25 protein-coding genes are annotated in these 26,195 nt (G+C 44.0%); 19 read left to right on the forward strand and 6 right to left on the reverse strand.

The window, feature by feature from the left end:
- Positions 1-3 precede the first annotated feature (3 nt).
- Positions 4-888, reverse strand: a complete 885-nt coding sequence (gene dapA / locus MHN09_RS12535) for a 4-hydroxy-tetrahydrodipicolinate synthase (RefSeq protein WP_014949660.1) — start codon at positions 886-888, stop codon at positions 4-6.
- Positions 889-1,066: 178 nt separating this feature from the next.
- Here dapA and MHN09_RS12540 point away from each other — a divergent pair, with 178 nt between their 5' ends.
- Together MHN09_RS12540 and bcp are read left to right on the forward strand one after the other, a co-directional pair.
- Entirely contained in the window at positions 1,067-1,630 is a 564-nt protein-coding gene (locus MHN09_RS12540) for a glycine cleavage system transcriptional repressor (RefSeq protein WP_014976680.1), read from the forward strand.
- Positions 1,608-2,072 (forward strand): thioredoxin-dependent thiol peroxidase, encoded by a 465-nt coding sequence (gene bcp, locus MHN09_RS12545; RefSeq protein WP_239240964.1) that lies wholly within the window; start codon positions 1,608-1,610, stop codon positions 2,070-2,072. Before MHN09_RS12540 ends, bcp begins: the two co-directional genes overlap by 23 nt.
- Before the next feature lie 160 nt (positions 2,073-2,232).
- Here bcp and MHN09_RS12550 read toward each other — a convergent pair whose 3' ends face one another.
- Complete coding sequence (locus MHN09_RS12550; protein WP_014949663.1) at positions 2,233-3,306, reverse strand: AI-2E family transporter; 1,074 nt, start codon at positions 3,304-3,306, stop codon at positions 2,233-2,235.
- Between the two features lie 344 nt (positions 3,307-3,650).
- Here MHN09_RS12550 and MHN09_RS12555 point away from each other — a divergent pair, with 344 nt between their 5' ends.
- Positions 3,651-5,114: a M48 family metalloprotease gene (locus tag MHN09_RS12555; RefSeq protein WP_014949664.1), complete on the forward strand. Its 1,464-nt coding sequence runs from the start codon at positions 3,651-3,653 to the stop codon at positions 5,112-5,114.
- 17 nt (positions 5,115-5,131) lie between these two features.
- On the opposite strand, the gene MHN09_RS12560 is transcribed toward MHN09_RS12555, so the two are convergent.
- Positions 5,132-5,644 carry a TlpA disulfide reductase family protein gene (locus MHN09_RS12560; RefSeq protein WP_061095200.1) on the reverse strand — a complete coding sequence of 171 codons (513 nt, stop codon included), beginning with the start codon at positions 5,642-5,644 and terminating at the stop codon, positions 5,132-5,134.
- A 218-nt stretch (positions 5,645-5,862) separates the two neighbouring features.
- On the opposite strand from MHN09_RS12560, the gene arsC reads away from it, so the two are divergent.
- The 4 genes from arsC (at position 5,863) to MHN09_RS12580 (ending at position 9,315) form a co-directional block, all read left to right on the forward strand.
- Positions 5,863-6,216: an arsenate reductase (glutaredoxin) gene (gene arsC, locus MHN09_RS12565; protein WP_014949666.1), complete on the forward strand. Its 354-nt coding sequence runs from the start codon at positions 5,863-5,865 to the stop codon at positions 6,214-6,216.
- Positions 6,216-6,806 (forward strand): NAD(P)H:quinone oxidoreductase, encoded by a 591-nt coding sequence (gene wrbA, locus MHN09_RS12570; RefSeq protein ID WP_039234602.1) that lies wholly within the window; start codon positions 6,216-6,218, stop codon positions 6,804-6,806. The genes arsC and wrbA overlap by 1 nt, the downstream gene beginning before the upstream one ends.
- Before the next feature lie 75 nt (positions 6,807-6,881).
- The gene (locus MHN09_RS12575; protein WP_039220793.1) at positions 6,882-7,304 is read left to right on the forward strand and encodes a DUF2069 domain-containing protein; all 423 of its coding nucleotides are present in this window, start codon (positions 6,882-6,884) and stop codon (positions 7,302-7,304) included.
- 43 nt (positions 7,305-7,347) lie between these two features.
- Positions 7,348-9,315: a hypothetical protein gene (locus MHN09_RS12580; protein WP_239240967.1), complete on the forward strand. Its 1,968-nt coding sequence runs from the start codon at positions 7,348-7,350 to the stop codon at positions 9,313-9,315.
- 158 nt (positions 9,316-9,473) lie between these two features.
- Here the strand turns inward: MHN09_RS12580 and hda are convergent, their stop codons facing one another.
- Positions 9,474-10,211: a DnaA regulatory inactivator Hda gene (gene hda / locus MHN09_RS12585; protein ID WP_061095203.1), complete on the reverse strand. Its 738-nt coding sequence runs from the start codon at positions 10,209-10,211 to the stop codon at positions 9,474-9,476.
- A 6-nt stretch (positions 10,212-10,217) separates the two neighbouring features.
- Entirely contained in the window at positions 10,218-11,669 is a 1,452-nt protein-coding gene (locus MHN09_RS12590; protein ID WP_239240970.1) for a DUF2066 domain-containing protein, read from the reverse strand.
- A gap of 304 nt (positions 11,670-11,973) precedes the next feature.
- Here MHN09_RS12590 and purM point away from each other — a divergent pair, with 304 nt between their 5' ends.
- The 5 genes from purM to MHN09_RS12615 all read left to right on the forward strand — a co-directional run bounded on the left by purM (position 11,974) and on the right by MHN09_RS12615 (position 17,928).
- On the forward strand, positions 11,974-13,014 hold the full coding sequence (gene purM / locus MHN09_RS12595) for a phosphoribosylformylglycinamidine cyclo-ligase (RefSeq protein WP_014976688.1): 1,041 nt from the start codon (positions 11,974-11,976) through the stop codon (positions 13,012-13,014).
- Complete coding sequence (gene purN / locus MHN09_RS12600) at positions 13,011-13,661, forward strand: phosphoribosylglycinamide formyltransferase (protein ID WP_239240973.1); 651 nt, start codon at positions 13,011-13,013, stop codon at positions 13,659-13,661. The genes purM and purN overlap by 4 nt, the downstream gene beginning before the upstream one ends.
- On the forward strand, positions 13,621-14,382 hold the full coding sequence (locus tag MHN09_RS12605; RefSeq protein WP_231506486.1) for a DUF3108 domain-containing protein: 762 nt from the start codon (positions 13,621-13,623) through the stop codon (positions 14,380-14,382). Before purN ends, MHN09_RS12605 begins: the two co-directional genes overlap by 41 nt.
- Before the next feature lie 386 nt (positions 14,383-14,768).
- A complete protein-coding gene (gene fadE, locus MHN09_RS12610) occupies positions 14,769-17,231 on the forward strand; it encodes an acyl-CoA dehydrogenase FadE (protein ID WP_239240976.1) in 2,463 nt (820 codons plus the stop codon).
- Positions 17,215-17,928 carry a CAP domain-containing protein gene (locus MHN09_RS12615; RefSeq protein ID WP_039227628.1) on the forward strand — a complete coding sequence of 238 codons (714 nt, stop codon included), beginning with the start codon at positions 17,215-17,217 and terminating at the stop codon, positions 17,926-17,928. The genes fadE and MHN09_RS12615 overlap by 17 nt, the downstream gene beginning before the upstream one ends.
- Positions 17,929-17,963: 35 nt before the next feature.
- Here the strand turns inward: MHN09_RS12615 and MHN09_RS12620 are convergent, their stop codons facing one another.
- Positions 17,964-18,599, reverse strand: a complete 636-nt coding sequence (locus tag MHN09_RS12620; RefSeq protein ID WP_014976692.1) for a response regulator transcription factor — start codon at positions 18,597-18,599, stop codon at positions 17,964-17,966.
- Between the two features lie 173 nt (positions 18,600-18,772).
- Between MHN09_RS12620 and cmoA the strand changes: the two genes are divergently transcribed.
- From cmoA to MHN09_RS12655, 7 genes are all read left to right on the forward strand, one after another.
- Positions 18,773-19,504 carry a carboxy-S-adenosyl-L-methionine synthase CmoA gene (gene cmoA / locus MHN09_RS12625; protein WP_239240979.1) on the forward strand — a complete coding sequence of 244 codons (732 nt, stop codon included), beginning with the start codon at positions 18,773-18,775 and terminating at the stop codon, positions 19,502-19,504.
- 53 nt (positions 19,505-19,557) lie between these two features.
- The gene (gene cmoB / locus MHN09_RS12630) at positions 19,558-20,556 is read left to right on the forward strand and encodes a tRNA 5-methoxyuridine(34)/uridine 5-oxyacetic acid(34) synthase CmoB (RefSeq protein ID WP_049588873.1); all 999 of its coding nucleotides are present in this window, start codon (positions 19,558-19,560) and stop codon (positions 20,554-20,556) included.
- Positions 20,557-20,650: 94 nt separating this feature from the next.
- A complete protein-coding gene (locus tag MHN09_RS12635) occupies positions 20,651-21,523 on the forward strand; it encodes a kinase (protein ID WP_014976694.1) in 873 nt (290 codons plus the stop codon).
- Positions 21,520-22,329, forward strand: a complete 810-nt coding sequence (locus tag MHN09_RS12640; RefSeq protein ID WP_014949681.1) for an HAD-IIB family hydrolase — start codon at positions 21,520-21,522, stop codon at positions 22,327-22,329. The genes MHN09_RS12635 and MHN09_RS12640 overlap by 4 nt, the downstream gene beginning before the upstream one ends.
- Positions 22,330-22,341: 12 nt before the next feature.
- On the forward strand, positions 22,342-23,565 hold the full coding sequence (locus MHN09_RS12645) for a glycosyl transferase (protein ID WP_014949682.1): 1,224 nt from the start codon (positions 22,342-22,344) through the stop codon (positions 23,563-23,565).
- Positions 23,566-23,570: 5 nt separating this feature from the next.
- The gene (locus MHN09_RS12650) at positions 23,571-25,325 is read left to right on the forward strand and encodes a sugar phosphorylase (protein WP_239240982.1); all 1,755 of its coding nucleotides are present in this window, start codon (positions 23,571-23,573) and stop codon (positions 25,323-25,325) included.
- A gap of 99 nt (positions 25,326-25,424) precedes the next feature.
- Positions 25,425-26,096 carry a phosphoglycolate phosphatase gene (locus tag MHN09_RS12655; RefSeq protein WP_170826507.1) on the forward strand — a complete coding sequence of 224 codons (672 nt, stop codon included), beginning with the start codon at positions 25,425-25,427 and terminating at the stop codon, positions 26,094-26,096.
- The last annotated feature ends 99 nt before the right edge of the window (positions 26,097-26,195 follow it).

Consider the following 26,195-nt stretch of genomic DNA (forward strand, 5'->3'; position numbering starts at 1 on the left):
TTATTAACCAGAAATCAATGCGTATTTTTTTAGTAGTTCTTCGATACGTTTTTGGCTTGATAGTTCCGGTAAAACCATAGGTAATCGCATAACTGCGCTTTCCATCATGCCCATTTTATACAATGCCCACTTCGGCATTACTGGATTTGGTTCAATAAATAGCTCGCTATGAAGCAACTTAATGGTTTCATCGATATCGCGACATTTATCAAAATTATTTTCTAGCGCAGCCTCACACATTTGTGCGATTGCTTTAGGCACTATGTTAGCCGTTACGGAGATAACGCCGTGGCCGCCTTCACACATAAACTCGCAGCTTGAACCGTCGTCGCCGCTAAGTAAAACAAAGTCATCGGGAACCAAAGGCTGAGTAGCCTTAAGGCGTGCGATATTACCGGTTGCGTCTTTAAGACCAACGATATTTTTGTGGGTTGCTAGTTTTGCTACCGTTTCAGGCAGCATGTCGGCTACGGTGCGGCCTGGCACATTGTAAAGAATAACAGGTAAGTCACTAGCGTCTGCAATTGCATTAAAGTGCGCGACCATACCCGCCTGTTGAGGCTTATTGTAATAAGGTACTACGCTTAGGAAACCGTCTATACCTGTAGAGCCTAATTGCTCTGTAAGAAAAATAGCCTCTGCCGTAGAGTTTGCGCCACTGCCGGCAATAACCGGAATTGCTCCCGATGCCATAGCAACGGTTTCTTTAACCACATTGATGTGTTCATCAAAAGGTAGCGTTGCTGACTCACCAGTAGTTCCAACCGACACTATACCGTGGGTGCCCTGCTCTACATGAAACTTCACAAGTTTCTCTAAAGACTTGTAATCAATATCGCCGTTTTCGAACATCGGCGTGACGAGTGCTACGTAACTACCAGTAAACATAATCTCTCCGAAAAATGTGAGCGCACATGGTAAATATGTCGGTGCTTAAACACAAGTAATAGCGCAAGTAAAATGACAAGAATTTGACAATATCTTATTCAAAGGCAAGAAAAAGGCGCTGACTTATAAAAAAACTCTGTGCTAACATCCCGACATTATTAACATTGAAGTGAAGTAGATGTCGAAACACCAACTTATCGTCACCATCTTGGGGACAGACAAAAGTGGCATTTTAAGCGAAATTGCAACGACGGTATCAGAAGCTCAGTGCAATATTCTAGATAGCAGGCAAGCCATTTACGGCAAAGAGTTCTCGTTGACAATGATCATAGAAGGAACGCAAAGCGCTATCACAAAAGCTGAATGTATTTTACCTTCGCTATTTCAGCGTCTTGACCTGCTTTCTATGATGAAGCGCACTAGCCATCACGAAAAGCAAAACCTTGCCCATCTTTTTAATGTCGAGTTTAGTGGCGAAGATGCAGCTGGCTTGATTAAAGCGGTGACCGGCTTTTTTGCCGAGCGTCACGCAATGATAAGCGCATTTAGACAACGCACATTTAAAGACAAAACATCGGGTAAAGACAACATGCGCTGCAAATTTGTTGTTTCTCTTCCCTCTAATGAAAATGTAGACGCACTAGAATCTGATCTAATGTCCCTGTTCACTTCGTTAAATGTGACAGGCAAAGTTGTAGACAAACAAAAAAAGGATCCCAATGAAAACGTTACAAGCTGGTGATAAAGCCCCACAATTCTCATTGCAGAACCAAAATGATGAAACCGTATCTTTAGCTGATTTCGCAGGTAAAAAAGTACTGGTTTATTTTTACCCTAAAGCGATGACGCCTGGTTGCACAGTACAAGCCCAGGGCTTACGCGACGTAAACGAAGAACTAACGGCGAAAAATGTGGTTGTGCTAGGAATTAGCCCAGATGCAGTTAAACGCCTGCCTAAATTCATCGAAAAAGAAAACCTAAACTTTACGTTGCTTTCTGATGAAGACCACGCCGTTGCCGACGTTTTTGGTGTGTGGGGACCTAAAAAGTTTATGGGTAAAGAGTATGATGGCATTCATCGCCAAACATTCCTCGTGGATGAAAACGGTGTTATTGAGCACGTTTTCAACAAGTTCAAAACAAAAGAACACCACACCGTAGTACTTGATTATCTAAACAGCTAAACCGGTATAGAATTTAAAAAGCCCCGATAACATTATGTTTTCGGGGCTTTTTTATACTTACTCAATTCGTATCAGTGTTTACCTATAACGCCTATTTGAATCAGTACTCGTTTTGAATCTCGTACTGGATGGCGCTGACTGGTTCGCCAAATGGGAATAACTACTTCGCCTCTTCCGGTACAATAACGGGGTTACTAGACCACGCTGTAATTACCGCCTTCACGAGGGTAGCGAGAGGAATAGCGAAAAATACGCCCCAGAAACCCCAAAGACCTCCAAACACTAATACTGCAACGATTATATAAAGCGGATGCAAGCTAACCGCCTCCGAGAATAGCAGCGGTACCAACAAGTTACCGTCTAACGCCTGAATAATGCCGTACGCTATCATTAAATACCAAAATTCTGGTGAAATACCCCACTGAAACATAGCGACAACGGCCACGGGTATAGTAACCACTGCTGCACCAATGTACGGAATAAGTACTGAAAATCCCACCAATACGCCAAGCAAAATAGCATAACGTAAGTCCATCAATACAAACGTTACGCAGCTCACCGCGCCCACAATTATAATCTCGATCACTTTGCCGCGAATATAGTTGGCAATTTGAGAGTTCATTTCGTGACCAACTTGCGTAATTAAGCGTCGCTCCTTAGGCAGCAAGCGAGATATGCTGTCTAAAAAGAAAAGCTTATCTTTTAGCATGAAAAACACCATAAGCGGTACGAGGATAACGTAAACGAGCAACGCAGCTAAGTTGGCGATATTACTAAACGAAGCAGAAATAAGGGTTTCGCCCACCTCAACCAATTTGTCATTTAAACCTTCCATCATTTGATGGATTTGATATACCTGAACGTAATCTGGATATTTGTCCGGAAGCGTTAATATCCATTCTTGTGCTTTCTGCCATATTAGCGGCGTTTCTTGAATCAAGTTAACGCTTTGCTTGGATATAATTGGAACAAGGCCAATTAAGGTCAATATGGTTATAGTGATAAAGCCGAGCATTACAACGACGCAGGCGAGCGTTCTACTTACGCCGACATTTACCAAGCGACAGACTGGCCAATCGAGTAAATACGCAATCACTGCTGCAACCAACACAGGCATAATTAGCCCGCCCCACAATAGCAACACTGCCGTGGTCAAAAGGATCAAGATAAGCAACATTGCTGCATCAGGATCAGAAAATTTGCGTCGGTACCAACGACCAAAAACGCTAATCATATAAACGCCTAGAAATTACTAAGAATAGGACACGCATCATAGTTGATAGCGCTAGCACTTAGCAATAAGTAGCACTTAAGAATCTTTCAAAATCAAACTGGTATGATGTTTTTACAGTATAAGCATTAATGTGTAGAGTGGTTGTTACAACAGTAAAAGAATAAACTAGATGCGTTTGTGTCGCATTGGTATAACTGACGTGTCATAAACGAGATGGCATAGGCGATATTGCCTTGTGTCTTCGAAAATGATGCATATAAGAAAAAAATAAAATTTGAAACTGTTTAGCAACTTAGCGCTCTAAGGATTAAGCAGTATTAACCGTATACAATGATTGTAGGTTCATGAGAAAAAAGTTTTCAGCATCTTTGGTTGCCCTTTCCTTCGTGCTCACATCGAGCCTCACGGCTGTTGCACAAGATGCCAATTACAGCAATAAAAATGCGTTACCTGAAATAGGTGTTGTTGCGTCAGACGCCATATCGCTTGATAAAGAGATGATTGTAGGCGATGCCGTAATGCGGCAAATGCGCGGTCAAAGTCCTGTAATCTCAGATCCGGTGCTGGATGAATATTTACAGGATGTAGGCAACCGATTGGTTGTACATGCTGACAACGCCAAATTTCCTTTTGAATTTTTCTGGGTAAATAATGATGCCATTAACGCATTTGCGTTTTTTGGCGGTCACATTGGTGTTCACACGGGTTTAATGCGTCGTGCTGAAAATGAAAGTGAACTGGCTTCTGTGCTAGCGCACGAAATTTCTCACGTAACTCAACGCCACATAGCACGACGTATGCAGGCGCAGCAGCGCTCATCTCCCCTAGCCTTGGCGTCACTTATCGGCGGGGTGCTAATTGCTATGGCCAACCCAGAAGCGGGTATTGCGGCCATGCAGGCGGGAACCGCAGCCTCTGCACAATTGCAAATCGACTATACCCGTTCAAATGAACAAGAAGCCGATAGAATTGGTATCGCAATGCTTGCTCGTGCGGGCTTCGATCCGAGTGCGGCTGCTTCATTCTTTTCTACCATGGCGGAAGAGTACCGCATGGTTTCTCGTCCACCCGCAAGGCTGCTTACTCACCCTTTAACCGAAACCCGTATTGCTGATGCGAGAAATCGCGCTGGTGACTACCCTAGACGCTACTTACCCATTAACAAGCAATTCGAGTTGGCTAAAGCACGTATAAAGGCACGCTACTCGTTTAAAGCTGATTACGCTGTAGAATATTTCGAAGCGGCCGTGGCTCAAGACGTACAGCGCAGTAAAGAAGCGTCATTATATGGTTTAGCGCTTGCTTATATGCGCGCCGAAAAAATCGAAAAAGCCAAAGACATTATGGATGAGTTAATAGCAAAAGATAGAGGAAACCTCTTTTATCTCGACGCTATGACAGATATCTATATTTCGCAAGGTGAGCCTTTAAAAGCCGTTGAAATGCTAAGACCTCACGTTACGCATAACCCTAGAAATCAAGTATTGGCACTAAACCAGGCCAATGCTTACATAAGCGCAAACAAATATGAAGAAGCGGTGTCTCTACTTAAGGATTTCCTGCTGGTTAAAAAAGATTATCAACTGGCACATCAGTTGATGAGTGAGGCGTATCAAAAGTCGAAACGTTTCTCGCAAATGCATCAGAGCAAAGCGGAAGTATATGCATTGTATGGTGCTTATAACCGCGCGGTTGACGAACTTCAATATGCGTATAATTTCGCAGGCGATGATCACCTTGAAAAACAAAGAATCAGAGCGAGAATAAAACAATTTCGCGACCAAGAAGAGCGTTTACAACGACTCTAGACCATCGCACTTTTCTTCTATTCGTCAGCGCCTTTCAATTCAGCTAGGCGCTGACGCAGATGCGCTGCCGTAATTTCTCCCATTATCGTATCTTTTATTTTCCCATCAGGTCCAAGAATAAAGGTCGCTGGCAAATAAGGGGGTTTTTGCATGGGCAGTTTAGTGTCTGGCGAACTTACAATAACAGGCAATTCAATATCAAACTTCTCAGCCATGGCTTTGAGTTCAGGCTTCGTTTTAAGGTCGTAGTTAATAGCAAAAAGACGGGTATCGTCAGGTAGCGAATGATTAAATGTGACGAGCTCAGGCATTTCTCGTAGACATGGTGCACACCATGGCGCAAAGTAATTTACCACAACCCACTTCCCCTCAAGATCTTGCCAAAGGTAAGCAGTTCCATCTAATGTTTCAAAGTCATGTTGAAGACGCTGATACGTATATGCACCGGCAAACGCAACAAGCGCTAACAGCACTAGAAAGAGTATAGGCTTTATTTTTCCTGCATTGCTTTTTGGCTGTGACAACAACATATAACCTTCTAATTTTGACTATTTTTTCATAGTGCCAGATTCTTACTTCGCGCACTAACATAAATTCAACCACGCTTTTTAAACACCGTTTTCCAGAAACGATGCTGTAAACAAAGAATAGTACGAATTTATTACCCGTTATCGGTAAACTGCTTGATATTCTATGGCAAAAACGCAATAGTTCGCGCCAATTCATATAATCATGAACAAGAGTATTTATGACAGACATTACCATTATTCACAATCCTCGCTGTTCAAAGAGCAGACAAACCCTAGCATTACTTGAAGAGCAAGGTGTAGCGCCTGTTATTGTTGAGTACCTAAAGCACCCTCTAGACGCAAAAGAACTGAAAGAGATATTTAAAAAACTTAACCTTGGATCGGTTAGAGATATGATGCGTACTAAAGAAGCAGAATATAAAGATGCTAACTTAGGTGACAGCGCACTGTCTGATAATGCGCTTTTTGAAGCTATGGCTCACACGCCCAAGTTGATAGAGCGTCCAATTGTTATTAATGGCGAGAAAGCCAGAATTGGTCGTCCACCAGAATCTGTTTTGGAAATTGTATAGTGCAACCTGTTCTCGTACTTTATTACAGCCGCAACGGCAGCACAAAGCGATTAGCTGATGCCATCGCCCAAGGTGTATCGTCATTAGATGTTCCTGTGATAGTACGTACAGTCAAGAGTATCAGCGATGCAGCTAATGACGCGGCATCTAGTGCTGTACCCGAGGTTTCCCTTCAGGAACTCGAACAGTGCAGTGCCCTGGCGTTAGGTAGTCCTACGCGTTTCGGCAATATGGCAGCGCCAGTAAAACACTTTTTGGATTCTACAAGCAGTCAATGGTTAAAAGGCGCGTTGATTGACAAGCCTGCGTGTGTATTTACATCTTCTTCTTCCATGCACGGCGGCCAGGAATCCACATTACTTTCCATGATGGTTCCGCTTATCCATCACGGCATGGTGATTTGCGGGCTACCTTACAGTGAGCCTGCGCTACACAACACCACAATGGGTGGCAGCCCTTACGGTGTAACACACGTCGCTCATCACAGTTTGAGTGCACCAGAGCAATTGAGTGCAGATGAAAAAGCGCTATGCATTGCTCAGGGTAAGCGACTTGCAATGTTCGCTAAAAAACTAGCAGACAACGCCTAACAGTTACGTTATTTGACGCATAAAACGTAGACCATATAAAGAATATTAAAAACAAATTGTTTCGGAGACATTACCATGGCACCAGATACGCGTTTTTATCGCTATCTCGCACTTATAAGCCACACCGGGTTAATCGTATGGATAACACTGTGGCAATTTACTTTTACTAAAGAGCATACTTACTCTCCATTGTTTATTGCCTTGTTTTATATTTTACCTTTATTGTTACCTTACTGGGGTATATTAAAAGGCAAGCCATATACTCACGCATGGGCCAATTTTGTCGTTTTGTTTTACCTCATTCACGGATGCACTGTGGCATACGCTGTACCTGATGAACGTTGGTATGCAGTGGTAGAGATTATTCTATGCACGGGTATGTTTGTCGGCTGTAGTGCGTTTGCTAGAAAACGTGGTCGTGAATTGGGTTTGGGCCTTAAAAAGCTTAAAGAAGAGATGCAAGAAGAAAAAGCACGCTTTGAGCAAGGTCAACAATGATCATGTAATACACAGCGAAAACACATGCTGCCAAGGGGTTAATATGACACGCCATTTGCCTGAACTTACATTAGTAATCGCATCATTATCGTTACTTGCAGCATGTGGAGGCTCTGGTTCAGGCGATAGTTCAGCCCCAAGCACTCCTTCCATTCCTCCAACCATTAGCATTTCAGGCCCTACAAACGCCGTTGTAGGCGATGCGGTCGACTTTGCTGTCGCCTCGCCTACTGGCCACGCTATTGTAGACATCAATTGGCAAGTCTCAGGCATATCACAGCAGCCTCTCAGTGCTCACACGCAGGCTATAGGCTTTGATGTTACCTCTTCAGGTAGCTTCGATATCGCCGTAAACGTTAGCTTAGAAAATGGCACAACGCTTACAGACACCATAACGTTACAAACGAACGAAAGTACCGCGCCGATTGCCGCATTACGATTGGGTCATGAGGCATCCGAAGGCGGCAGAGTTTCTCTTCGCGTTGACACCGTTAACTCGCAAGGGTTAACAATCTCAAATATCACGTGGCAACAAACGTCTGGACCAATCGTCAATGACTTCAACTTTGATGATGGCGATTATTCTCATTCGATATATTTTCAAGCGCCTCGAGTTAGCAACGACACAATCATTGAAATAGAAAGTACCGTTACACTCTCAAATGGCGAGGTGTTAACCGATAGCGCGCAAGTTCTAGTGAAAAACATCGACATTAACAATAGCGGCTTTTTTGTAGATGACGAGACAAGTATTCCCGAAACGGTAAGCGCGCATATGCAGCCCTATAGAGCCGACAGCCCTTACGCGTCGGCACTTGTTGATTGTGTTTATAACAATCAGGTTTCAAACAGCTGTACGTTCTCTCAGCTACCACTGATTGGCCAAGTTACCGAAAGCCCCACTATCGATGATATTTTAGATAGAACATACGTCTCGCATCCGTGGATGGGCGATGCATTTAGAACGTATTTAGAAACTTCAGCAACCCGTGATGACATGCTTAAGTTACTACGCGCAACTAACGCGATTGTGATTTCTTACGATATCCGCCCGTCATTTTATTGGGTTGCCACTGGTGCCATTTACTTAGATGCCAACAACTTTTGGCGCACACCGCAAGAGCGAGACACGCTAAATACTCGCCCAGATTATAGAAGTGGTTTTGGTAGTGAGCTCGATTTTACGACGTCATGGCGCTACGTGAAAAACGGGGCCTATGATTTTCCTAATATCAGCACAGCGAACGTAGCAGATAGACTTCCACGTGACGTGAGCGACGTAGAAGCAGCATTAAGCTATTTGCTATACCACGAGCTAGCTCACGCCAATGACTTTTTCGACTACACCGAATGGCAACAACTCAGCAATAGCGCGAGCCCACTGTCGTCTTATGATGACAGCTCTCCCATTTCTACGGGGCTAACAACTTCATTGCCTCTTACGTCGTCACAACTCCATGCTTTGGCCGAAGTTCGATACGGCGGCGCAACCGCTTCAAGCGCGCAGCGAAATTATACCGCGCTACAAGTGGCAAATTGGTTTGAGGATGATGGTGCGGTTGCTTTCTACTCTTACTTTACGGAACGAGAAGATCTCGCCATGTTATTCGAGCGCTTCATGATGCTTTACCGGCTTGAGGCAGAAGCGGATGTAGGCGTATTTACAAGAGAGACACTGGAAGACGGCAGTTTCATTCCCACTTGGGCTCAGAGAAACCGTGTTAATGATGATAACGTTACTATGCGCGTAGATTACGTATTAAGTAGAATTTTACCCGAACTCGATGTACCTGCTATTCAAGCGTTACTTCCAAGCCCTTATCTGCTTCCGAACGATATTACCTGGCGGGACTCTGCGTCTAGTACAAATCCAAACGTACAGTCTGCGAGCGATAAGTTAATGCTACAGAACGGCGGAAACAATTCGGTTACTTCCGATGGAACTCTAATGACGGTAGCAGAAGAATTTAGCACCACATCAAGCGCTCATAGTTTAAGAAAAGAACAATAAACGGCAACACAGCAGCGCTTTGACTAACGCAGGTTAAACTCGCGCTTTGGCTAACTTAGGTTAAACTCGCGCTTTGGCTAACTTAGGTTGAGCTCGCGCTTTGACTAATTTAGGTTAAGCTCGCGCTTTGGCTAACTTAAGTTAAGCTCGCGCTTTGGCTAACTTAGGTTAAGCTCGCGCTTAACCATGCCCACCGATAGGCGTTTTTGTTCTTGGAGTGAGCGTGTGTCTAAACGGGCTAATAGTGACATGAGGCTTTTTAGGTCTCGTTCACTGTGGTGCAAAAGAAACTGTAGTGCTTGGTTTGATAGCTTTAATCCACGTTCCGCTGCACGTAAGCGCACGGCTTCTTCACGACCATTGTCATCCAGTTGGTTTACGTGATAAATAACCCCCCACGCCAAGCGAGAACGCAAGTCAGGTAAAACAAAAGCCGGGTTAGATGGGCCTAGGTGACTAGAACAAAGTACCATGGTTTGTTTAGTCTCAATCACTCGGTTTAACAAATCGAATAACGCTTCTTCCCAACGTAAATCGCCGGCTATCGCGTGAATGTTGTCTAATGCGATTAACGAAAGATTCTCAAGGCCTTCAAAAATATCGAGCGACCACGCTTCATAATTATTAAGATTTAAATAAAGGTGACTAACCGATTTTTCGGCTAGTTGATGACAAGTGGCAAACAATAAGTGGCTTTTGCCGATAGCGGTACTGCCTAGTAAAGTAAGCAAAGGCAGCTGAAGCGATGCTAAAGGCCCCAATTCAGGAGCCTCGCGCCAGTGTGGCAGCGCATCTGCAATCTGCTCAAGGACTGAAACTACTTCTTCGTTACCCGTATTGACAAAACTATCGAAGTTTTCGTCAACAGGTAGCGTGACAGGCAAAGGCAGCTGCATGCTAAATTAATTGCTCCAATAGAAACTGTGTCCTTTCACGGATTGTCCGTACGAATCGGTTACGGGACGTAATTTGCTTTCTAGTTTAATACTGTTAAGTAAATCGTCCACCGTTCCAATTAATGTAAGTGAGTACGTGGCAACAGAACCAGATTGCTCTACTAGTGTAGCGTTTTCAATCACACTTAAACTATTTAAATAGTCAGTAGCGCTGGCGTAACTTTTTACCGAGCCAATATTGGCAATCGATACCTTGATAACTTCTCGCTCAGACGCTTCGATTCCTACGATTGCATAAAGCGACGATAAATAATTTGAGTAGGCATCGATTAACTGATTGCCAAGAACTTCGGGCGAATCACCGTATATGCTGCCATAGCTAACCTTACCGCCACCAACGAACACCCAGTCTAGTGCATAGTCACCTTCATCGGCACGCTTCGCATAGTTGGCAAACTCGTTCATGGTAAACGGCATCGTTGTGCTCTCTTCCTGCGCCAGCTCCTTCGCTGAGGTACCATCAGTATTATTCAAGTTTTGGTTTGTTTCGTCATAACCGTCGTTTAACTGAGCATCAACACCGTTATTCATCGCACCAGACTCAACGTTATCTGAAAAAATGCGCTGTGCGTCCGTATTATCTACACGCGGATTTCGCTCATCGAAACTTTGTTCATCAGTTTGTGCTCTAAACTGTGCTTCTTCATCTAGCACGCTATCAAGAGATTCTACTGTGCCAGAAGGCACAACATTTTCCGGCAAATCAGGAATTGCACTCGCGTCATTACGATAAACTCTGGCACCAATAATGTTGTCGACGCTATAGCGTGTAGATGCTTTGCGCAAAGGCTCAACAAATCGTCCCCACACATCATAGGTAGAAATATTTACATTGTCGGTAAGGTCCATTAGAGGCAAGCTTAATGGAACGCCTCGTTCTTTCGCCGTTTGTTTGAGCGTATGTTGTAATTCTGTATTGAGAGATTCGTCTAAGATGATGCGAGTTTCGTTTTCGTCTTCCTGCGCAAGCCACACTATCGTTTCAGGGCGTCTATCACCCCAGAGCGGAAGCATTTCACGCTGAAGAAGTTCATTGAGTTTTGCTTGATCGAACTTCGCAACGTAATACGTTCTACCTTTGTCAAAAGCAAATCGATAGGAACGAAGCAGCGATTGAGGCGACGATAACGCTGCTCTAACACCGGCATTATCGAGCACGCTTGTGCTGCCCGACATCTTCACAAAAACCTGCCTTAATGCTTTTTTAAGCGCGTTTTGTTGGGTACGCTGAGTTTGATCTTCAACTTGAATCTGCGCTTCGTTGACCACAACGCGTTGAGCCGCATTTATAAAGGGGGCGTAAGTCAGCGCAGCAAGAAATGAAATGCCCAGAATGCCTTTCAAGCTAACTCTCGTTAAATTAGTTCCATTGGTGTTACGCTTTACTGCCGTTAACATTGACACTCCATACTCTCTTAAAATCAATTCCTTACCTATCGAATCGTCAGTTAATCTCGTTTACCTATATACGGTAAACTTGGACTAACCTGCGCGCAATTCACTCTACTTTTTAGAGCGAGACATTTTATCAAGCAAGATGTTCACCAAAAGATAGCCTTCTATTGTCTTTTATATTGGGTTTAATTTCACCCCTAAAATAAAAAAGATCAAAAAGCGCATAAAATAGCCTTCACAAATTGGACTTGTGACGACTTGCTGGTAGAATCCGCGGTTTTCTACCTCTTAGTTTCAGGGCCCAACCGTGAGCGAAAATAAAACCTCTTTAAGTTACAAAGATGCAGGCGTAGATATCGATGCAGGTAATCAACTTGTTGAACGCATTAAATCTGTTACCAAGAAAACCCATAGACCAGAAGTAAAAGGTAATCTGGGTGGTTTTGGTGCACTTTGTGAACTGCCTACTAAATATAAAAAGCCGCTACTTGTTTCAGGTACTGACGGCGTGGGTACAAAACTAAGAGTTGCAATGGATGCTAACCGTCATGACGGTGTTGGTATCGACTTAGTAGCAATGTGCGTAAACGACCTTATTGTTCAAGGTGCTGAGCCCCTGTTCTTTCTAGATTACTACGCAACTGGCAAGCTTGACGTTGATGTAGCCGCGTCGGTTGTTACCGGCATCGGCGCCGGCTGTGAACAAGCAGGTTGTGCTTTAATTGGTGGTGAAACAGCCGAAATGCCTGGAATGTATCACGATGGTGACTACGATATTGCAGGCTTCTGCGTAGGCGTGGTTGAAGCTGACAAGGTTATTGACGGCACTAACGTTAAACCAGGTCAAAAACTAATTGCACTTGGTTCATCGGGCCCTCACTCAAACGGTTACTCATTAGTTAGGAAGATTATTGAAGTTAGTGGTGCAGATGTAAACGCCGACTTAAACGGCAAGCCTATCATCGACCAACTTCTCGAGCCTACTCGCATCTATGTTAAATCGGTATTGGCATTGCTTGAAGAAGTGCAAGTAAGCGCTATTTCTCACATCACGGGCGGTGGTTTTTGGGAGAACATCCCTCGCGTGCTACCTGAAGATGCGAAAGTGGTTATTGATGAAAGCACCTGGGAATGGCCTGCAATCTTCTCTTGGTTACAAGAAAACGGTAACGTGACTCGCCACGAAATGTACCGTACGTTTAACTGTGGTGTTGGCCTTGTAATCGTTGTTGACGAAAGCGATACCGATGCTGCACTGAATATTCTTAAACAACACGGTGAAAATGCTTGGGTTATTGGTGATATCGCAGCAAAAGATGGCGAAGAGCAAGTAGAGATCAACGCGTGAGTAACAATGTAACCAAACTATGCGTACTTATTTCAGGTAATGGCAGCAATTTACAAGCCATTATCGATGAAATAAAAGCAGGCCGTCTGAATGCGGAAATCAGCGGCGTGATCAGTAATCGCCCTACTGCTTATGGTCTGGAACGCGCTAAAGAAGCCGGGATCAATGCGGTTTGCTTAGATCATACAGGCTTCGATTCACGAGAGTCTTATGACGGGGCGCTCAAAGCACAAATTGAGGCTTTTGGCGCAGACTGTGTTGTTCTTGCGGGCTTTATGCGTATCTTAACACCGGAGTTCGTCGACAGCTTTGCTGGAAAATTAGTGAACATTCATCCATCTTTGTTGCCGAAGTACAAAGGTTTGAATACGCATCAGCGAGCTATCGACAATGGAGACAAGGAGCACGGCGTTAGCGTGCACTTTGTTACACCTGAGCTCGACGGCGGCCCTGTTATCATTCAAAGCCGCGTACCTGTGTTTGAAGACGACACAGCAAGCGACCTGGCCGAGCGTGTTCAAGAACAAGAACGTCGTATCTATCCGCTTGTGCTATCTTGGTTTAGTGCAGGCCGATTATCGATGCGAAACAATAAGGCAGTTTTAGATGAGCAAGAATTACCAGAATCTGGTTATGCAAGCGACTAAGCCTTTTGCTTTAGGCGCACTGTTAGCAGCATCGCTTTCAGTGGCCGCGCAAGCAAACCCTAGTACAGAAAATACGGATAGTGCAGAGCTACCGCTTCAGCCCTACAAGGCAACCTATACCGCATACAAATGGGGTGACGACGTAGGCGAAGCGAATATTGAGCTCTCGAAATTAGGTGATCAACAGTATTCTCTAATTTACACGTCAAAAGTGTCTAAGTTTTTCTTGTCTGACAAACGCAGTGAACATTCTATTTTTACTGTTAATGATAATACCGTCGTACCCTCTGAGTACTACTATAATCGTTCTGGCACAGGGCCTGATAAAGAGCTTAAGGTAACGTTTAGTCATCAGGGACAAGGCAAAATTGCAGTCGAGAATGGCGAAACATTTGATTGGAACGGTGAATTTGATAACCAAATTTATCGTATTGACCTTGCAAAGCAGTTAGCGGAAGGTAAGACATCGCTAGAATACCACTTCGTGAATTATCGTGGCGAACTTCGTCACTACGGCGTTCAAGTAGTGGATGAAGAGGTATTATCTTTACCTTTCGGTAAAATTGAAACTGTAAAAGTTAAGCTTATTCGCGACTCAAATAAGCGTGAGACGTTTGCCTGGTTTGCGCCATCACTTAACTACACGTTAGTTCGTCTGCAACAGTTCAAAGAAGGCGATGAACAGGGCGATATCAAACTGAAATCGTTTGAGACGCAGTAAACCGTAAAGATAAACCGCTTTTTGTCTCAACAACTTTTTCACAATTGTTGAATAAAGCACGTTATGAACTAGCATTCAGACGTGCTTTTTTATTTACACTGTTGCTGTCTTATCCTCACGTAACCTCTTCTAGTTTCTCAAAACAATTCACATTCTAAATCAGTATTTATAAGCAACGACTATACTTATAGAGCGGATAACGCACTACCCTATTATTTATGTCGTTGTTAATAGAATATTCATGTAAAAATCTTGATCTTTGCCCTATTAAATAATAGGTTTACAGCATGCTGGTCTGACCTCGATCTGTGACTGCTTTTCATAAAGCAACTCACTATGCTCGAGTTAAGACTAGCGTAACGTTTAACGCCTTTCAGGAGTGAAGTATGGCAGATTTTATATGGTTTTTACTGGTCGTTCTGACACTAGCGGTAGCTAGTTATCAGCGAACCAGCTTGGTAACAGCGGTTGCCATGGGCGCAGGTGTTATGATTTTAGGCACCCTTTTCGGTGACATCGGCCTGCTTGGTTGGGTAGTGTTCCTTGCTTTAACACTGCCGTTCACGCTTGCAAATATCAGACAGCAGCACATCTCTAAGAAGCTGCTAGCCTTCTACCGCAAAGTTATGCCTGAAATGTCGAGCACTGAGCAAGAAGCTATCGACGCAGGTACGGTATGGTGGGACGGTGATATTTTCAGCGGCAAGCCAGACTGGGATAAATTACACCGCATTCCGAAAGGTCGACTCACTGCTGAAGAGCAAGCATTCTTAGACGGTCCTTGTGATAAAGTGTGCTCAATGGTCGATGAATGGCAAATAAACCATAAAGATGCTGATCTTTCACCCGAAATTTGGCAGTTCCTTAAGGAACACAAATTCTTCGCGATGATCATCAAGAAAGAGTATGGCGGTCTAGAGTTTTCGGCATTTGCCCAGTCTCGCGTTCTTCAAAAACTTGCAGGCGTTAGCGCGGTGCTATCAAGCACAGTCGGTGTACCAAACTCATTGGGCCCGGGCGAATTACTTCAGCACTATGGTACAAAAGAGCAACAAGATCATTATCTTCCCCGTCTTGCTGCCGGTGAAGAGATCCCTTGTTTTGCATTAACCGGCCCAGAAGCTGGCTCTGATGCAGGTGCGATCCCTGATGTTGGCGTTGTATGTAAAGGCGAGTGGAATGGTGAAGAAGTGTTGGGTATGCGCCTAACGTTTAACAAACGCTACATCACCCTTGCGCCTGTTGCTACGGTTATTGGTCTTGCCTTTAAACTTCAAGATCCTGAAGGTCTTCTAGGTGATAACAAAGAGCCGGGCATAACATGTGCCCTTATTCCTCGCGACACTAAAGGTTTAGAGATTGGTCGCCGTCACTTCCCACTCAATACGCCATTCCAAAATGGCCCTATTAAGGGTGAAGATATTTTCGTTCCAATCGATTACATCATTGGTGGTCCGAAAATGGCAGGTCGCGGCTGGCGCATGCTGGTTGAATGTTTGTCGGTAGGTCGCTGTATTACCCTTCCTTCATCTGCTGCTGGTGGTGCTAAATCAGTATCTCTTGCAACGGGTGCATATGCACGTATTCGTCGCCAGTTCCGTATGCCTGTAGGTCATATGGAAGGTGTTGAAGAAATGCTTGCGCGCATTGGTGGTAATGCATATTTGATGGATGGCGTAACACGCTTCTCAACGGTGGGTGTAGACCTTGGTGAGAAACCTTCTGTTATCTCGGCTATCTGTAAGTACCACTTGACCGAGAAGATGCGTCAAATCATTAATGATTCGATGGATGTTCACGGCGGTAAAGGCGTTATGCTTGGGCCAAACAATTACCTTGGTCGCGGCTATCAAGGTGTACCAGTATCAATTACGGTTGAAGGCGCAAACATTCTAACCCGTAACATGATGATCTTTGGTCAAGGTGCAATGCGTTGTCACCCTTACGTGCTTAAGGAAATAGAAGCTGCGTCTATCGAAGACAAGAAAGAAGCGTTGAAAGCGTTTGATAAAGCGGTATTCGGTCATATTGGCTTTGCGGTAGCTAATACTGTTCGCAGTATTTGGTTCTCGTTAACCAATGGCGCATTCAGCAGCGCACCGTTCACTGACGAAACGGCGCGTTACTACAAGCTACTTCAAGGCTACAGTGCAAACTTAGCACTACTAACCGATGTCTCTATGGGTGTGCTTGGTGGTGATCTTAAGCGTCGCGAGCGTTTATCAGCGCGTTTAGGTGACATCCTAAGTGGCCTTTACATGGGTAGTACAACGCTTAAACGCTTCGACGAAGAAGGTCGTCTAAAAGAAGATTTACCGCTTTTACATTGGGCAATGCAAACTACATTGCACGATATCGAGACAGCAATTGATGACTTCTTGGCTAACTTCCCTAACCGCGCAATCGCTGCAGCGCTTCGCGTTATGGTGATTCCGTTTGGCCGACGTATTGGTAAGCCTTCAGACAAGACAGAACATGCTATTGCACAAATGCTTCAAACGCCTTCAACTGCACGTAGCCGTTTAGGTTATGGTCAGTACCTCACCCGTGAGGAAGGAAGCTTGTTTGGCGATCTTGAGCAAACTCTTGATGATGTACTAGCAAGTGAGCCTATCTTCGAACGTATTTGTAAGCACAAAAAAGCTAAACTACCGTTTACCCGTTTAGATGTGCTTGCTGACGAAGCGCTAGCAGAAGGAATTATTAACGAAGAAGAAGCGAATCTACTTCGTAAGACTGAAGCTGGAAGACTTCGCACTATCAACGTCGATGATTTCGACCACGATGAATTAGTAGCGAAGGTTAATTCCAACACCACTGCTAAGAAACGAGGTGGCAAAGCTGCTTAATTTCATACCCAAACAAAAGGGCCGCTCTCGCGGCCTTTTTCGTCAACGATTCATTCTATTAACATCACTCACCTACGTATTTTCTAGCCTTTGCTTGGCCGACCAAACAACCTGCGGAAATACCGAACAGGCGAGAGAACTCTCTTTATTAATTGCTAACGACAAAGGTCAACAACGTTCGGTACTAAAATGTAATCCTACGCTTGTTATGCTGGCTGAAACAAAAGCCAAAGACATGGCTGAAAGAGGCTTGGTGTCTCACTTTTTAGGCGGCAGTCCGAACACTCGCATTCGCAATGCTGGTTTAACATTACCAGAATATTATGGCGATGCGATGAGCAATCAAGTGGAGGCCCTTGCTGGTGGTTATATAACAGCTGATGACGTGTGGTACGCACTTAAAACATCGACTTCACACCGTCAACACTTGTTAGCAGAGTTACCTTTTTATCAAGAACAAGATCAAATTGGTATTGCCTTTTACAAAGATTACTCAACGCCTCACGTTGAATACTGGGCTATATACTTGACCAAACTGATTGACACAGAAACGTCTAACAATGACTTAAAGGATGACACAACAACTACGCTTCTAATAAAACGTCAAAAGAAGTTTGACCATGTCCCTGATAAAGGTCTTGGGATCGTCACGGAAAGTGGTGAAATTATTTTACAGCCAAAAAAACCGGATGAATAATCCGGTTTTTTATTAGCGCTAGATAAATACTTAGTTTAGCTAAGTTGGAGTTTATCCATCAACAATACGGCTTGCGTACGCGTGTTGATCTCTAGCTTGCGAAGAATGGCACTAATGTGTGCTTTGATTGTGGCTTCCGTAACGTTCATCTCGTGAGCGATTTGCTTGTTCATTAAGCCTGCGCGTAAGTAAGAAAGCACTTGAATCTGTTTAGGTGTAAGTTCACGGAAGCGCTGAAGTAGAACTTTAAGCTCATCGTCAACTTTCTCTAGTTCTTCTTCCATACCTTCTGGAAGCCACTTTTTGCCACCAATAATGTCTACAATAGCCTGAGCAATTTCTCGTGTTTGCGACACTTTGGGGATAAAGCCCTGAGCACCTAGGCTCATTACTTGAGCGACAACCTCAACAGTATCGCTGCCCGAAACAACACCAATAGGGATATTCGGGTATTGTTCACGCAGCGTGATAAGGCCGTTAAAATATTCACCGCCAGGCATATTAAGGTCAAGAAGGATCAGCTCAACACCGTCGAATTCGTTTAGCTTCGCCATCGCATCATCCAAGCTTCCTGCTTGAATTATCTGTGCGTTTTCAAAGTAAGGTTCCAACGCGCCGCTCAAAGCTTCGCGAAACAATGGGTGATCGTCTGCTACTAGAATTCTTGTCATTAGCGTTACTGCTTCTTTATTGTATTATGAGTATAGATTAATACTTTAGATCATTAACGAAAAGCCCTAAACCAGAAAAATCACGCAAAATATAATAAATTTGGTGTTTTCCATTGGCATTTACGTATCAAACGGTAAAATTGCGCCCCAAATTAGTTAATTGAAGACCCACTGTGAAGAAACACGACAATATATACGCAAAGGCACTCAATAAAGTAGATGACTTTAAATTTGACGAGTCTGTCGTTGATGTGTTTCCCGATATGATTCAGCGCTCAGTGCCTGGATACGAAACCATTGTTCACACCATAGGCGAATTGGCTAAAATTGCCGTTACGCTCAATACCGTCGTTTATGATCTTGGTTGTAGCTTAGGTGCTGCAAGTTTATCTGTGGCAAGAGCTGTACCTTACGATACATGTGAAATTATTGGTGTGGATGCTTCAGAAGCAATGGTAGAACGCTGCAAACGCGTCGTACAGACCTTCACACTGCCAAACCCAATTGTTATTCAGCATGGGTTTGCACAAAGTGTAGAAATTAAGAATGCCTCTTTGGTTGTGATGAATTTCACTTTGCAATTTATCCCACCCGCTGACCGCGAAGCGTTATTAAAGCGCATTTACGACGGGCTTAACCCCGGCGGTATGTTGGTGCTATCAGAAAAAATACGCCACCCTACCCTTACTGGCAATGAACTGCTGGTAGATTTACATCATCAATTTAAGCGCGACAACGGTTATAGTGAACTAGAAGTGAGCCAAAAGCGCGCCGCGTTAGAAAAAGTTATGCTAACCGATACATTTAACGAGCATGATACTCGCTTGAGAAAAGTCGGGTTTACCGATGTTGTGATGTGGTACAAATGTTATAACTTCACGTCTATGGTTGCCATTAAAGGCTAAACAAATCTCGCTACGTCCGTCTTTCCGCAACGCCAACACATATTAAGAACAGTATGAGCAAATTAGAACAAACTTGGTTTACCGATTGCTACAAATCGTTAATAGACAGCCCGCTATCACATTGGCTTCAAACGCTGCCGGCACAAATGGAAACCTGGCAGCAAACTGCTAAACACGGTGAGTTTGATAAATGGTGCCGTTTACTTTCGAAGCTGCCGACTACGTCGCCGAGTTGTGTTGATTTAGCCTCAAGCGTTTCCATTGGCACCGAAAATGACGTAGATGAGTATGTCCAAAAACAAATTGAAGGATTACTAAAGCAGTTTATGCCCTGGAGAAAAGGGCCATTTAATCTTCATGGAATTCATATTGATACAGAGTGGCGTTCGGACTGGAAATGGGACCGCGTAGCACCTCATATTAGTTCGCTGAAAGACCGAAACGTTTTAGACGTAGGTTGTGGTAGTGGTTATCACATGTGGCGCATGCTGGGTGAAGGTGCCAATAACGTAATAGGTATAGATCCTACCCAGCTGTTTCTTATTCAGTTTCACGCCATTAAACAATTTATTAGTAAAAGTAGTGCGCCTTCCGAGAATATCCATTTTCTACCGATGGGCATTGAAGACATGCAACCACTGAGAGCTTTCGACACTGTGTTTTCTATGGGTGTACTTTACCACCGTAAAGACCCAATGGCGTTTCTGCAGCAACTTAAAGACCAGCTAAGAAAAGGTGGCGAACTGGTTCTTGAAACCCTTGTTGTGGATGGTGATGAAAATACAGTATTGATGGCGGGTGAACGCTATGCACAAATGCGAAATGTGTGGTTCTTACCGAGCACTGCAGCCCTATCTGTTTGGTTAGGCCGCTTAGGCTTTGAAAATATTCGCGTTGTAGATATCAACCACACAACCCTAGATGAGCAGCGCGCAACGCCTTGGATGGAAACGCAATCTTTGAAAGATTTTCTCGATCCGGAAGATATTACTCGCACTATCGAAGGTTACCCTGCACCACAAAGGGCCGTTATTGTCGCTAACAAGAAGTAAGTCGTAAGACCACGTCTCTGTTACCCTATTGGCACAAATGTTGTTATCTTAATCAAGAAGAACGTGCGAATTCTGCATTGATTAAGGTGACAACATGGATATACATGGCTTTCTAACGACGCATCAATTGCCAAGTACCTATGCAGAAACTGCACAAAAATGGTTCACCCCATTATGTGAGCAACTGCTTAAGCACCAAGACGGTGCAACACAACCATTTATCGTGGGCATAAATGGCAGTCAGGGTTCAGGTAAATCAACTCTGACCAGTTTTATCGAGTCCTTCCTTACCTCGGTCCACAACAAAAAAGTGGTATCACTCTCAATTGACGATTTTTACTACGACCAGTCGCAGCGAAATGCGCTAGCAATAAAAGTTCACCCGCTTCTAGCAACTCGTGGTGTACCGGGTACTCATGACATTCCTCTAGCGTTAAATACGTTTCGCAGTTTAGAAAAAGGCACGCGTACATCGCTGCCCCGCTTTAACAAAGCCACAGATAACCCGTTCCCCAAAGAACAGTGGCCTGTAATCGAATCTTCACCCGATTTCATCATACTTGAAGGATGGTGTGTGGGCGCTATTGCGCAAACATCTAGCGAACTTAAACGGCCAGTAAACCACCTTGAAGAAGTAGAGGACCCATTGGGCATTTGGCGCTCTTTTGTAAACACTGAACTAGCGGGCGATTATCAAACGTTGTTCGACAAAATAGACTACCGCATTATGCTGAAAGCACCGAGTTTCGACTGTGTGTATCAATGGCGGTTAGAACAAGAACATAAACTCGCCCAAAAAGCGTTAAAAGATAGCGATGGAGTGATGTCTGATGAAGAAGTGGCAAACTTTGTGCAACACTACCAACGCATCACTGAACACGCATTAAGTCACTTGCCTGAAAAGTGCGACACCGTGTTTTATCTAGATGAAACAAGAACGATAACTAAACAGGACGTAAAACGATGACGAAAACGCTTGTTTTCACCGATATGGACGGCACGCTGTTAGACCACCATACCTACTCTTTCGAGGCGGCGAAACCGGCTTTAACGGCATTAGAAAAAAAGGACATTCCCGTTATTCCCACTACCAGCAAAACCTTTGCTGAATTACAACCGCTTCGCGAGAGTATTGGTTTAGACGGGCCGTTTATTATTGAAAATGGCGCCGCTATTTTCATCCCTCATGGCTTTTTCAAACAAAAACCCAGCGGTACGGTTTGGATAGATGGCTACTGGTGTAAGGCGTTTATCTCAAACAAAAATTACTGGATTAAGCTACTCGAAAAAATAGGTAGCGAGTTTGACGGCAAGTATAAACAATTCTCAAAAATGTCGATTCAAGAAATTCAGGAGTGTACTGGGCTTGACGAAAGATCAGCGTCACTCGCTGCCAAACGCCAGTTTGGCGAACCGGTTTTGTGGCTTGGCACTGACGAAGAAAAACAACGCTTTTTAAAGGTAGTAAAAGATCGCGGTGCTTTCCCTCTGGAAGGCGGCCGCTTCATTCATATTTCAGGTAATTGCGATAAAGGCCAGGCCCTCAAGTGGCTGGCCAATGAATATCAAAAGCAACATACCACCAAAGTTAACACTATTGCCCTTGGCGATGGTAAGAACGACGTTGCAATGCTTGAAGCTGCGCACGTCCCCATTCGCATTTTATCCCCGGTAAATCCTCCACCAGCAGTAAAAAAAGAAGAGGTTTATACCAGCACCCTAACCGGCCCTGAAGGCTGGAACGAAATGCTTACTCAATTACTATCCCTATGATCAGGAGGACACATGGCTGATTTTTATCAAAATGGTGTGGTTACTACGTTACATAACTTAGCTCGTCGTCCTACCGAAGAGCTTGAAGCAGAGCTTCTACAGTTTTCACAAAAGCGCCCTATGGCACTTATTTTACCGTCGCTCTTTTCTGAATTAGAAGGCGACGCACTTCCACATATCGTCAACGAATTAACAGACGTGCCCTACTTATCAGAAATTGTCATCGGTCTGGACCGAGCCAATGAAGAGCAGTACAAACACGCACTAAAATTCTTCGGCAAACTTCCTCAGCATCACAGAGTGCTATGGAACGACGGTCCTCGCCTTAAAGCACTTGATGAAGAGCTTCAGGCTCAAGGCTTGGCGCCAAAGGAGTTAGGTAAAGGTCGAAATGTTTGGTACTGCATGGGCTACGTACTAGCATCGAATCGAGCAGAATCTGTTGCACTACACGATTGCGATATTGTTACCTATAACAAAGATTTGCTCGCAAAGCTTATCTACCCTGTAGCCAACCCAATGTTTAACTACGAGTTTTGTAAAGGTTACTATGCGCGTGTGGCTAACGGCAAAATTAATGGCCGTGTTTCTCGACTTCTTGTTACGCCATTACTTCGTGCATTAAAACGCATTATGGGAGACAACGAATACTTGGAGTTTATGGACAGCTTCCGCTATCCATTAGCGGGTGAGTTTTCGTTTAGACGCGACGTACTAAACGATATTCGCATTCCAAGTGACTGGGGCTTAGAAATTGGTGTGCTGTCTGAAATGCACCGCAACTATTCGCACAACCGCCTGTGTCAGGCAGATATATGTGATATTTACGACCATAAACATCAGGATTTATCGCTTAATAACGACCAAGGTGGTTTGTCTAAAATGTCTATCGACATTACCAAAGCCATTTTCAGAAAACTTGCTACGCAAGGCTATACGTTTAGCAACGAAATGTTCCGCTCAATTAAAGCCACCTATTTCCGTATTGCGCTAGACTTTATAGAAACCTACCACAATGACGCGGTAATGAATGGCTTGAACTTAGACATTCACAGCGAAGAGAAAGCAGTAGAAATGTTTGCCAGTAACATCATGAAAGCGGGGCAAAACTTTTTAGAAAACCCTATGGAAACGCCGTTTATACCAAGCTGGAACCGCGTGACCAGCGCGGTACCCGATATTTTAGAGCGACTATTAGAAGCGGTTGAAGCCGATACTGCAGAATATATGGAGTAAGTAATATGGCATGGGACCATCTCCATGACAAAGTAAAACACCATTTAGAAAGCATTTATGCCGATGTATCGCTGGACGTCTCGTATGAGACGCTAGCGACTGAGTTAATGAACACTATAGGCATTCAGCAGCAAACGGATATTGCTTCACCTCAGTCTCATCACAATTATTGGGATGAAGATGACATTATCATGATTACCTACGGTGATAGTGTCATTGACGAAGGGGAGCGTCCGCTGGTTACGTTAAATAAGTTTTTGCACCGCTACTGCAAGAACACCGTTAATAATGTTCACATCCTGCCCTTCTTTCCGTACAGCTCAGACGATGGGTTTTCGGTTATCGACTACTCTACGGTGAATGAAGCACTAGGGTCATGGGACGATATTGAAGTCATTGCTGAGGATTATGGCTTGATGACCGACCTAGTTATCAATCACTGCTCTGCAAGAAGCGTGTGGTTTGATAACTTTGTGAAGGGTGAAGGACCAGGATCTGACTTTTTCTTCACAGCAGATCCATCCGATGACCTCTCCACGGTAACTCGCCCTCGTGTGTCGCCTTTGCTGCGAGAAACGGAAACCGCCAACGGTACAAAGCATGTATGGTGCACGTTTAGTCACGACCAAGTTGACTTTGACTTTAGAAACCCCAAGGTGTTGTTAGCGTTTATCGATATCATCAAGCTGTATATTGATAAAGGCGCTAAAATCTTTCGCTTAGACGCAGTAGCATTTCTTTGGAAAATTGTAGGTACAAACTGCATTAATCTATTCCAAACCCACGAAGTCATACGTTTGATCCGAACGCTGATTGAACATGTTGATCCATCAATCATAATCATTACCGAAACTAATATTCCTAACAGGGAAAACCTAACCTATTTTGGTAATGCTAACGAAGCCCATGCTATCTACAACTTTTCGCTTCCGCCGTTACTTGTAAATACATTAGTAACGGGTGATTGTACGTATTTGAAAAGCTGGATGATGAGTATGCCACCGGCGCAAAACGGCACAGCCTACTTTAACTTTATCGCTTCGCACGATGGTATTGGCTTGCGTCCGGCGGAAGGCCTACTGTCAGATGAAGAAATTTCAGAGCTTGTGCATACAATGCAGCACTTTGGCGGCAAGGTGTCGTGGCGCGCTTCTGATCACGGTCAGCAAAAGCCTTACGAGATAAACATCACCCTATTCGACGCGCTGCAAGGAACCACCAAGGGCCCTGATAAGTATCAAGTGGACCGATTTATTTGTGCTCACGCCATAATGTTAGGTATGGAAGGTATACCAGGAATTTACATTCACAGTTTACTCGGCACATCCAACGATTACGAAAAAGTCGCTAATACAGGACAAAATCGTTCAATCAACAGAAAACGTTGGGACTTTAACGAGTTAGAGGCTCTGTTAGACTCGCCCTTTTCACAGCATCATAAAGTACTCACTCGAATCTCGCAGCTTATACGCATACGTAAAGCGCAGCCCGCATTTCACCCCAATGCAACGCAGTTTACATTGCAGCTTGGTAATCAATTATTTGGCTACTGGCGACAAAGTCTCGATAGAAAGCAAAGTATTTTCTGTATTAGTAATATTTCAGACGAAGAACAAACAATTTTGTTGTCTGACATAAACCTTATTGGCACAGATAATTGGATTGATCTCATCACCCGTGACGAGATAGCCCTTTCTAGTGGTTTCTTACAAATGAAGCCTTATCAAGTACTTTGGATCAGCAACCAAGATTTTGAATAAATCTTTGAGCTTATAACGCCAGTCGACCAATAAATCTACCGCGGTAAGGATACTGCGGTGTTATGCTTGTCACACGAGTTAGCAAATCAAAATTTTGTAATGCAAGAAATTAATACCTTTTTTTTCGATTTAGACGGAACCTTGGTAGATTCTGTTCCTGATTTGGCAACAGCGTTAAACCAAACATTAAACGACTACCAATTACCAACTTATAACGAGCAGACAATTAGACACTGGGTTGGAAATGGTGCTCGTGTTCTGGTGGAACGCGGATTGAGCGGCAACGCAAAGATCAGACACCATTACACATCAAACGAGATTGATGCCGCTTTAGAAAAATTTCTTTTCTATTACCGAACGCTAGATACTAAGAGTACAGTGCTGTACGACGGCGTGTTCTCAACACTTCACGCGCTAAAAGAACAAGGGTTCACGCTAGCATTAATCACTAATAAACCTTCGGAATTTATTGAGCCTATTCTTTCTTCGTTCTCAATATTCTCGTTGTTTTCGCTTACCATTGGCGGTGATAGTTTACCGGAAAAAAAGCCTTCTTCCCTTCCCCTTCTGCACGCCTGTGAAAAGCTTGGTGTTTCGCCCTCACAGTGTGTAATGGTTGGAGATTCTAAAAATGACATTGTTGCCGCAAAAGCCGCGAACATAAAAAGTATAGGGCTTACCTACGGGTATAACTATGGTGAGAACATCGCAAAATATAAACCTAACTGGGTTTTCGACGACTTTGAAGAGATATTAACGTTCGCTTCTTAATTCATCTGACATAGCCGTTGATGAAACTTCAATTGCGTCGTTTACGCATACTTTCTTTTATTTCACGCTTTAACCTTTGGTATAAGGCCGCTTTTTCTG

Origin of the sequence: Alteromonas sp. MmMcT2-5 (assembly GCF_022348315.1) — a bacterium.
GTDB lineage: Bacteria > Pseudomonadota > Gammaproteobacteria > Enterobacterales > Alteromonadaceae > Alteromonas > Alteromonas macleodii.

Bases quoted from the DNA above. Each gene is read 5' to 3' on its own strand.
- dapA (WP_014949660.1), bottom strand. From the start codon at position 888: ATGTTTACTGGTAGTTACGTAGCACTCGTCACGCCGATGTTCGAAAAC.
- MHN09_RS12540 (WP_014976680.1), top strand. From the start codon at position 1,067: ATGTCGAAACACCAACTTATCGTCACCATCTTGGGGACAGACAAAAGT.
- bcp (WP_239240964.1), top strand. From the start codon at position 1,608: ATGAAAACGTTACAAGCTGGTGATAAAGCCCCACAATTCTCATTGCAG.
- MHN09_RS12550 (WP_014949663.1), bottom strand. From the start codon at position 3,306: ATGATTAGCGTTTTTGGTCGTTGGTACCGACGCAAATTTTCTGATCCT.
- MHN09_RS12555 (WP_014949664.1), top strand. From the start codon at position 3,651: ATGAGAAAAAAGTTTTCAGCATCTTTGGTTGCCCTTTCCTTCGTGCTC.
- MHN09_RS12560 (WP_061095200.1), bottom strand. From the start codon at position 5,644: ATGTTGTTGTCACAGCCAAAAAGCAATGCAGGAAAAATAAAGCCTATA.
- arsC (WP_014949666.1), top strand. From the start codon at position 5,863: ATGACAGACATTACCATTATTCACAATCCTCGCTGTTCAAAGAGCAGA.
- MHN09_RS12575 (WP_039220793.1), top strand. From the start codon at position 6,882: ATGGCACCAGATACGCGTTTTTATCGCTATCTCGCACTTATAAGCCAC.
- MHN09_RS12580 (WP_239240967.1), top strand. From the start codon at position 7,348: ATGACACGCCATTTGCCTGAACTTACATTAGTAATCGCATCATTATCG.
- hda (WP_061095203.1), bottom strand. From the start codon at position 10,211: ATGCAGCTGCCTTTGCCTGTCACGCTACCTGTTGACGAAAACTTCGAT.
- MHN09_RS12590 (WP_239240970.1), bottom strand. From the start codon at position 11,669: ATGTTAACGGCAGTAAAGCGTAACACCAATGGAACTAATTTAACGAGA.
- MHN09_RS12605 (WP_231506486.1), top strand. From the start codon at position 13,621: ATGAGCAAGAATTACCAGAATCTGGTTATGCAAGCGACTAAGCCTTTT.
- fadE (WP_239240976.1), top strand. From the start codon at position 14,769: ATGGCAGATTTTATATGGTTTTTACTGGTCGTTCTGACACTAGCGGTA.
- MHN09_RS12620 (WP_014976692.1), bottom strand. From the start codon at position 18,599: ATGACAAGAATTCTAGTAGCAGACGATCACCCATTGTTTCGCGAAGCT.
- cmoB (WP_049588873.1), top strand. From the start codon at position 19,558: ATGAGCAAATTAGAACAAACTTGGTTTACCGATTGCTACAAATCGTTA.
- MHN09_RS12635 (WP_014976694.1), top strand. From the start codon at position 20,651: ATGGATATACATGGCTTTCTAACGACGCATCAATTGCCAAGTACCTAT.
- MHN09_RS12640 (WP_014949681.1), top strand. From the start codon at position 21,520: ATGACGAAAACGCTTGTTTTCACCGATATGGACGGCACGCTGTTAGAC.
- MHN09_RS12645 (WP_014949682.1), top strand. From the start codon at position 22,342: ATGGCTGATTTTTATCAAAATGGTGTGGTTACTACGTTACATAACTTA.
- MHN09_RS12650 (WP_239240982.1), top strand. From the start codon at position 23,571: ATGGCATGGGACCATCTCCATGACAAAGTAAAACACCATTTAGAAAGC.
- MHN09_RS12655 (WP_170826507.1), top strand. From the start codon at position 25,425: ATGCAAGAAATTAATACCTTTTTTTTCGATTTAGACGGAACCTTGGTA.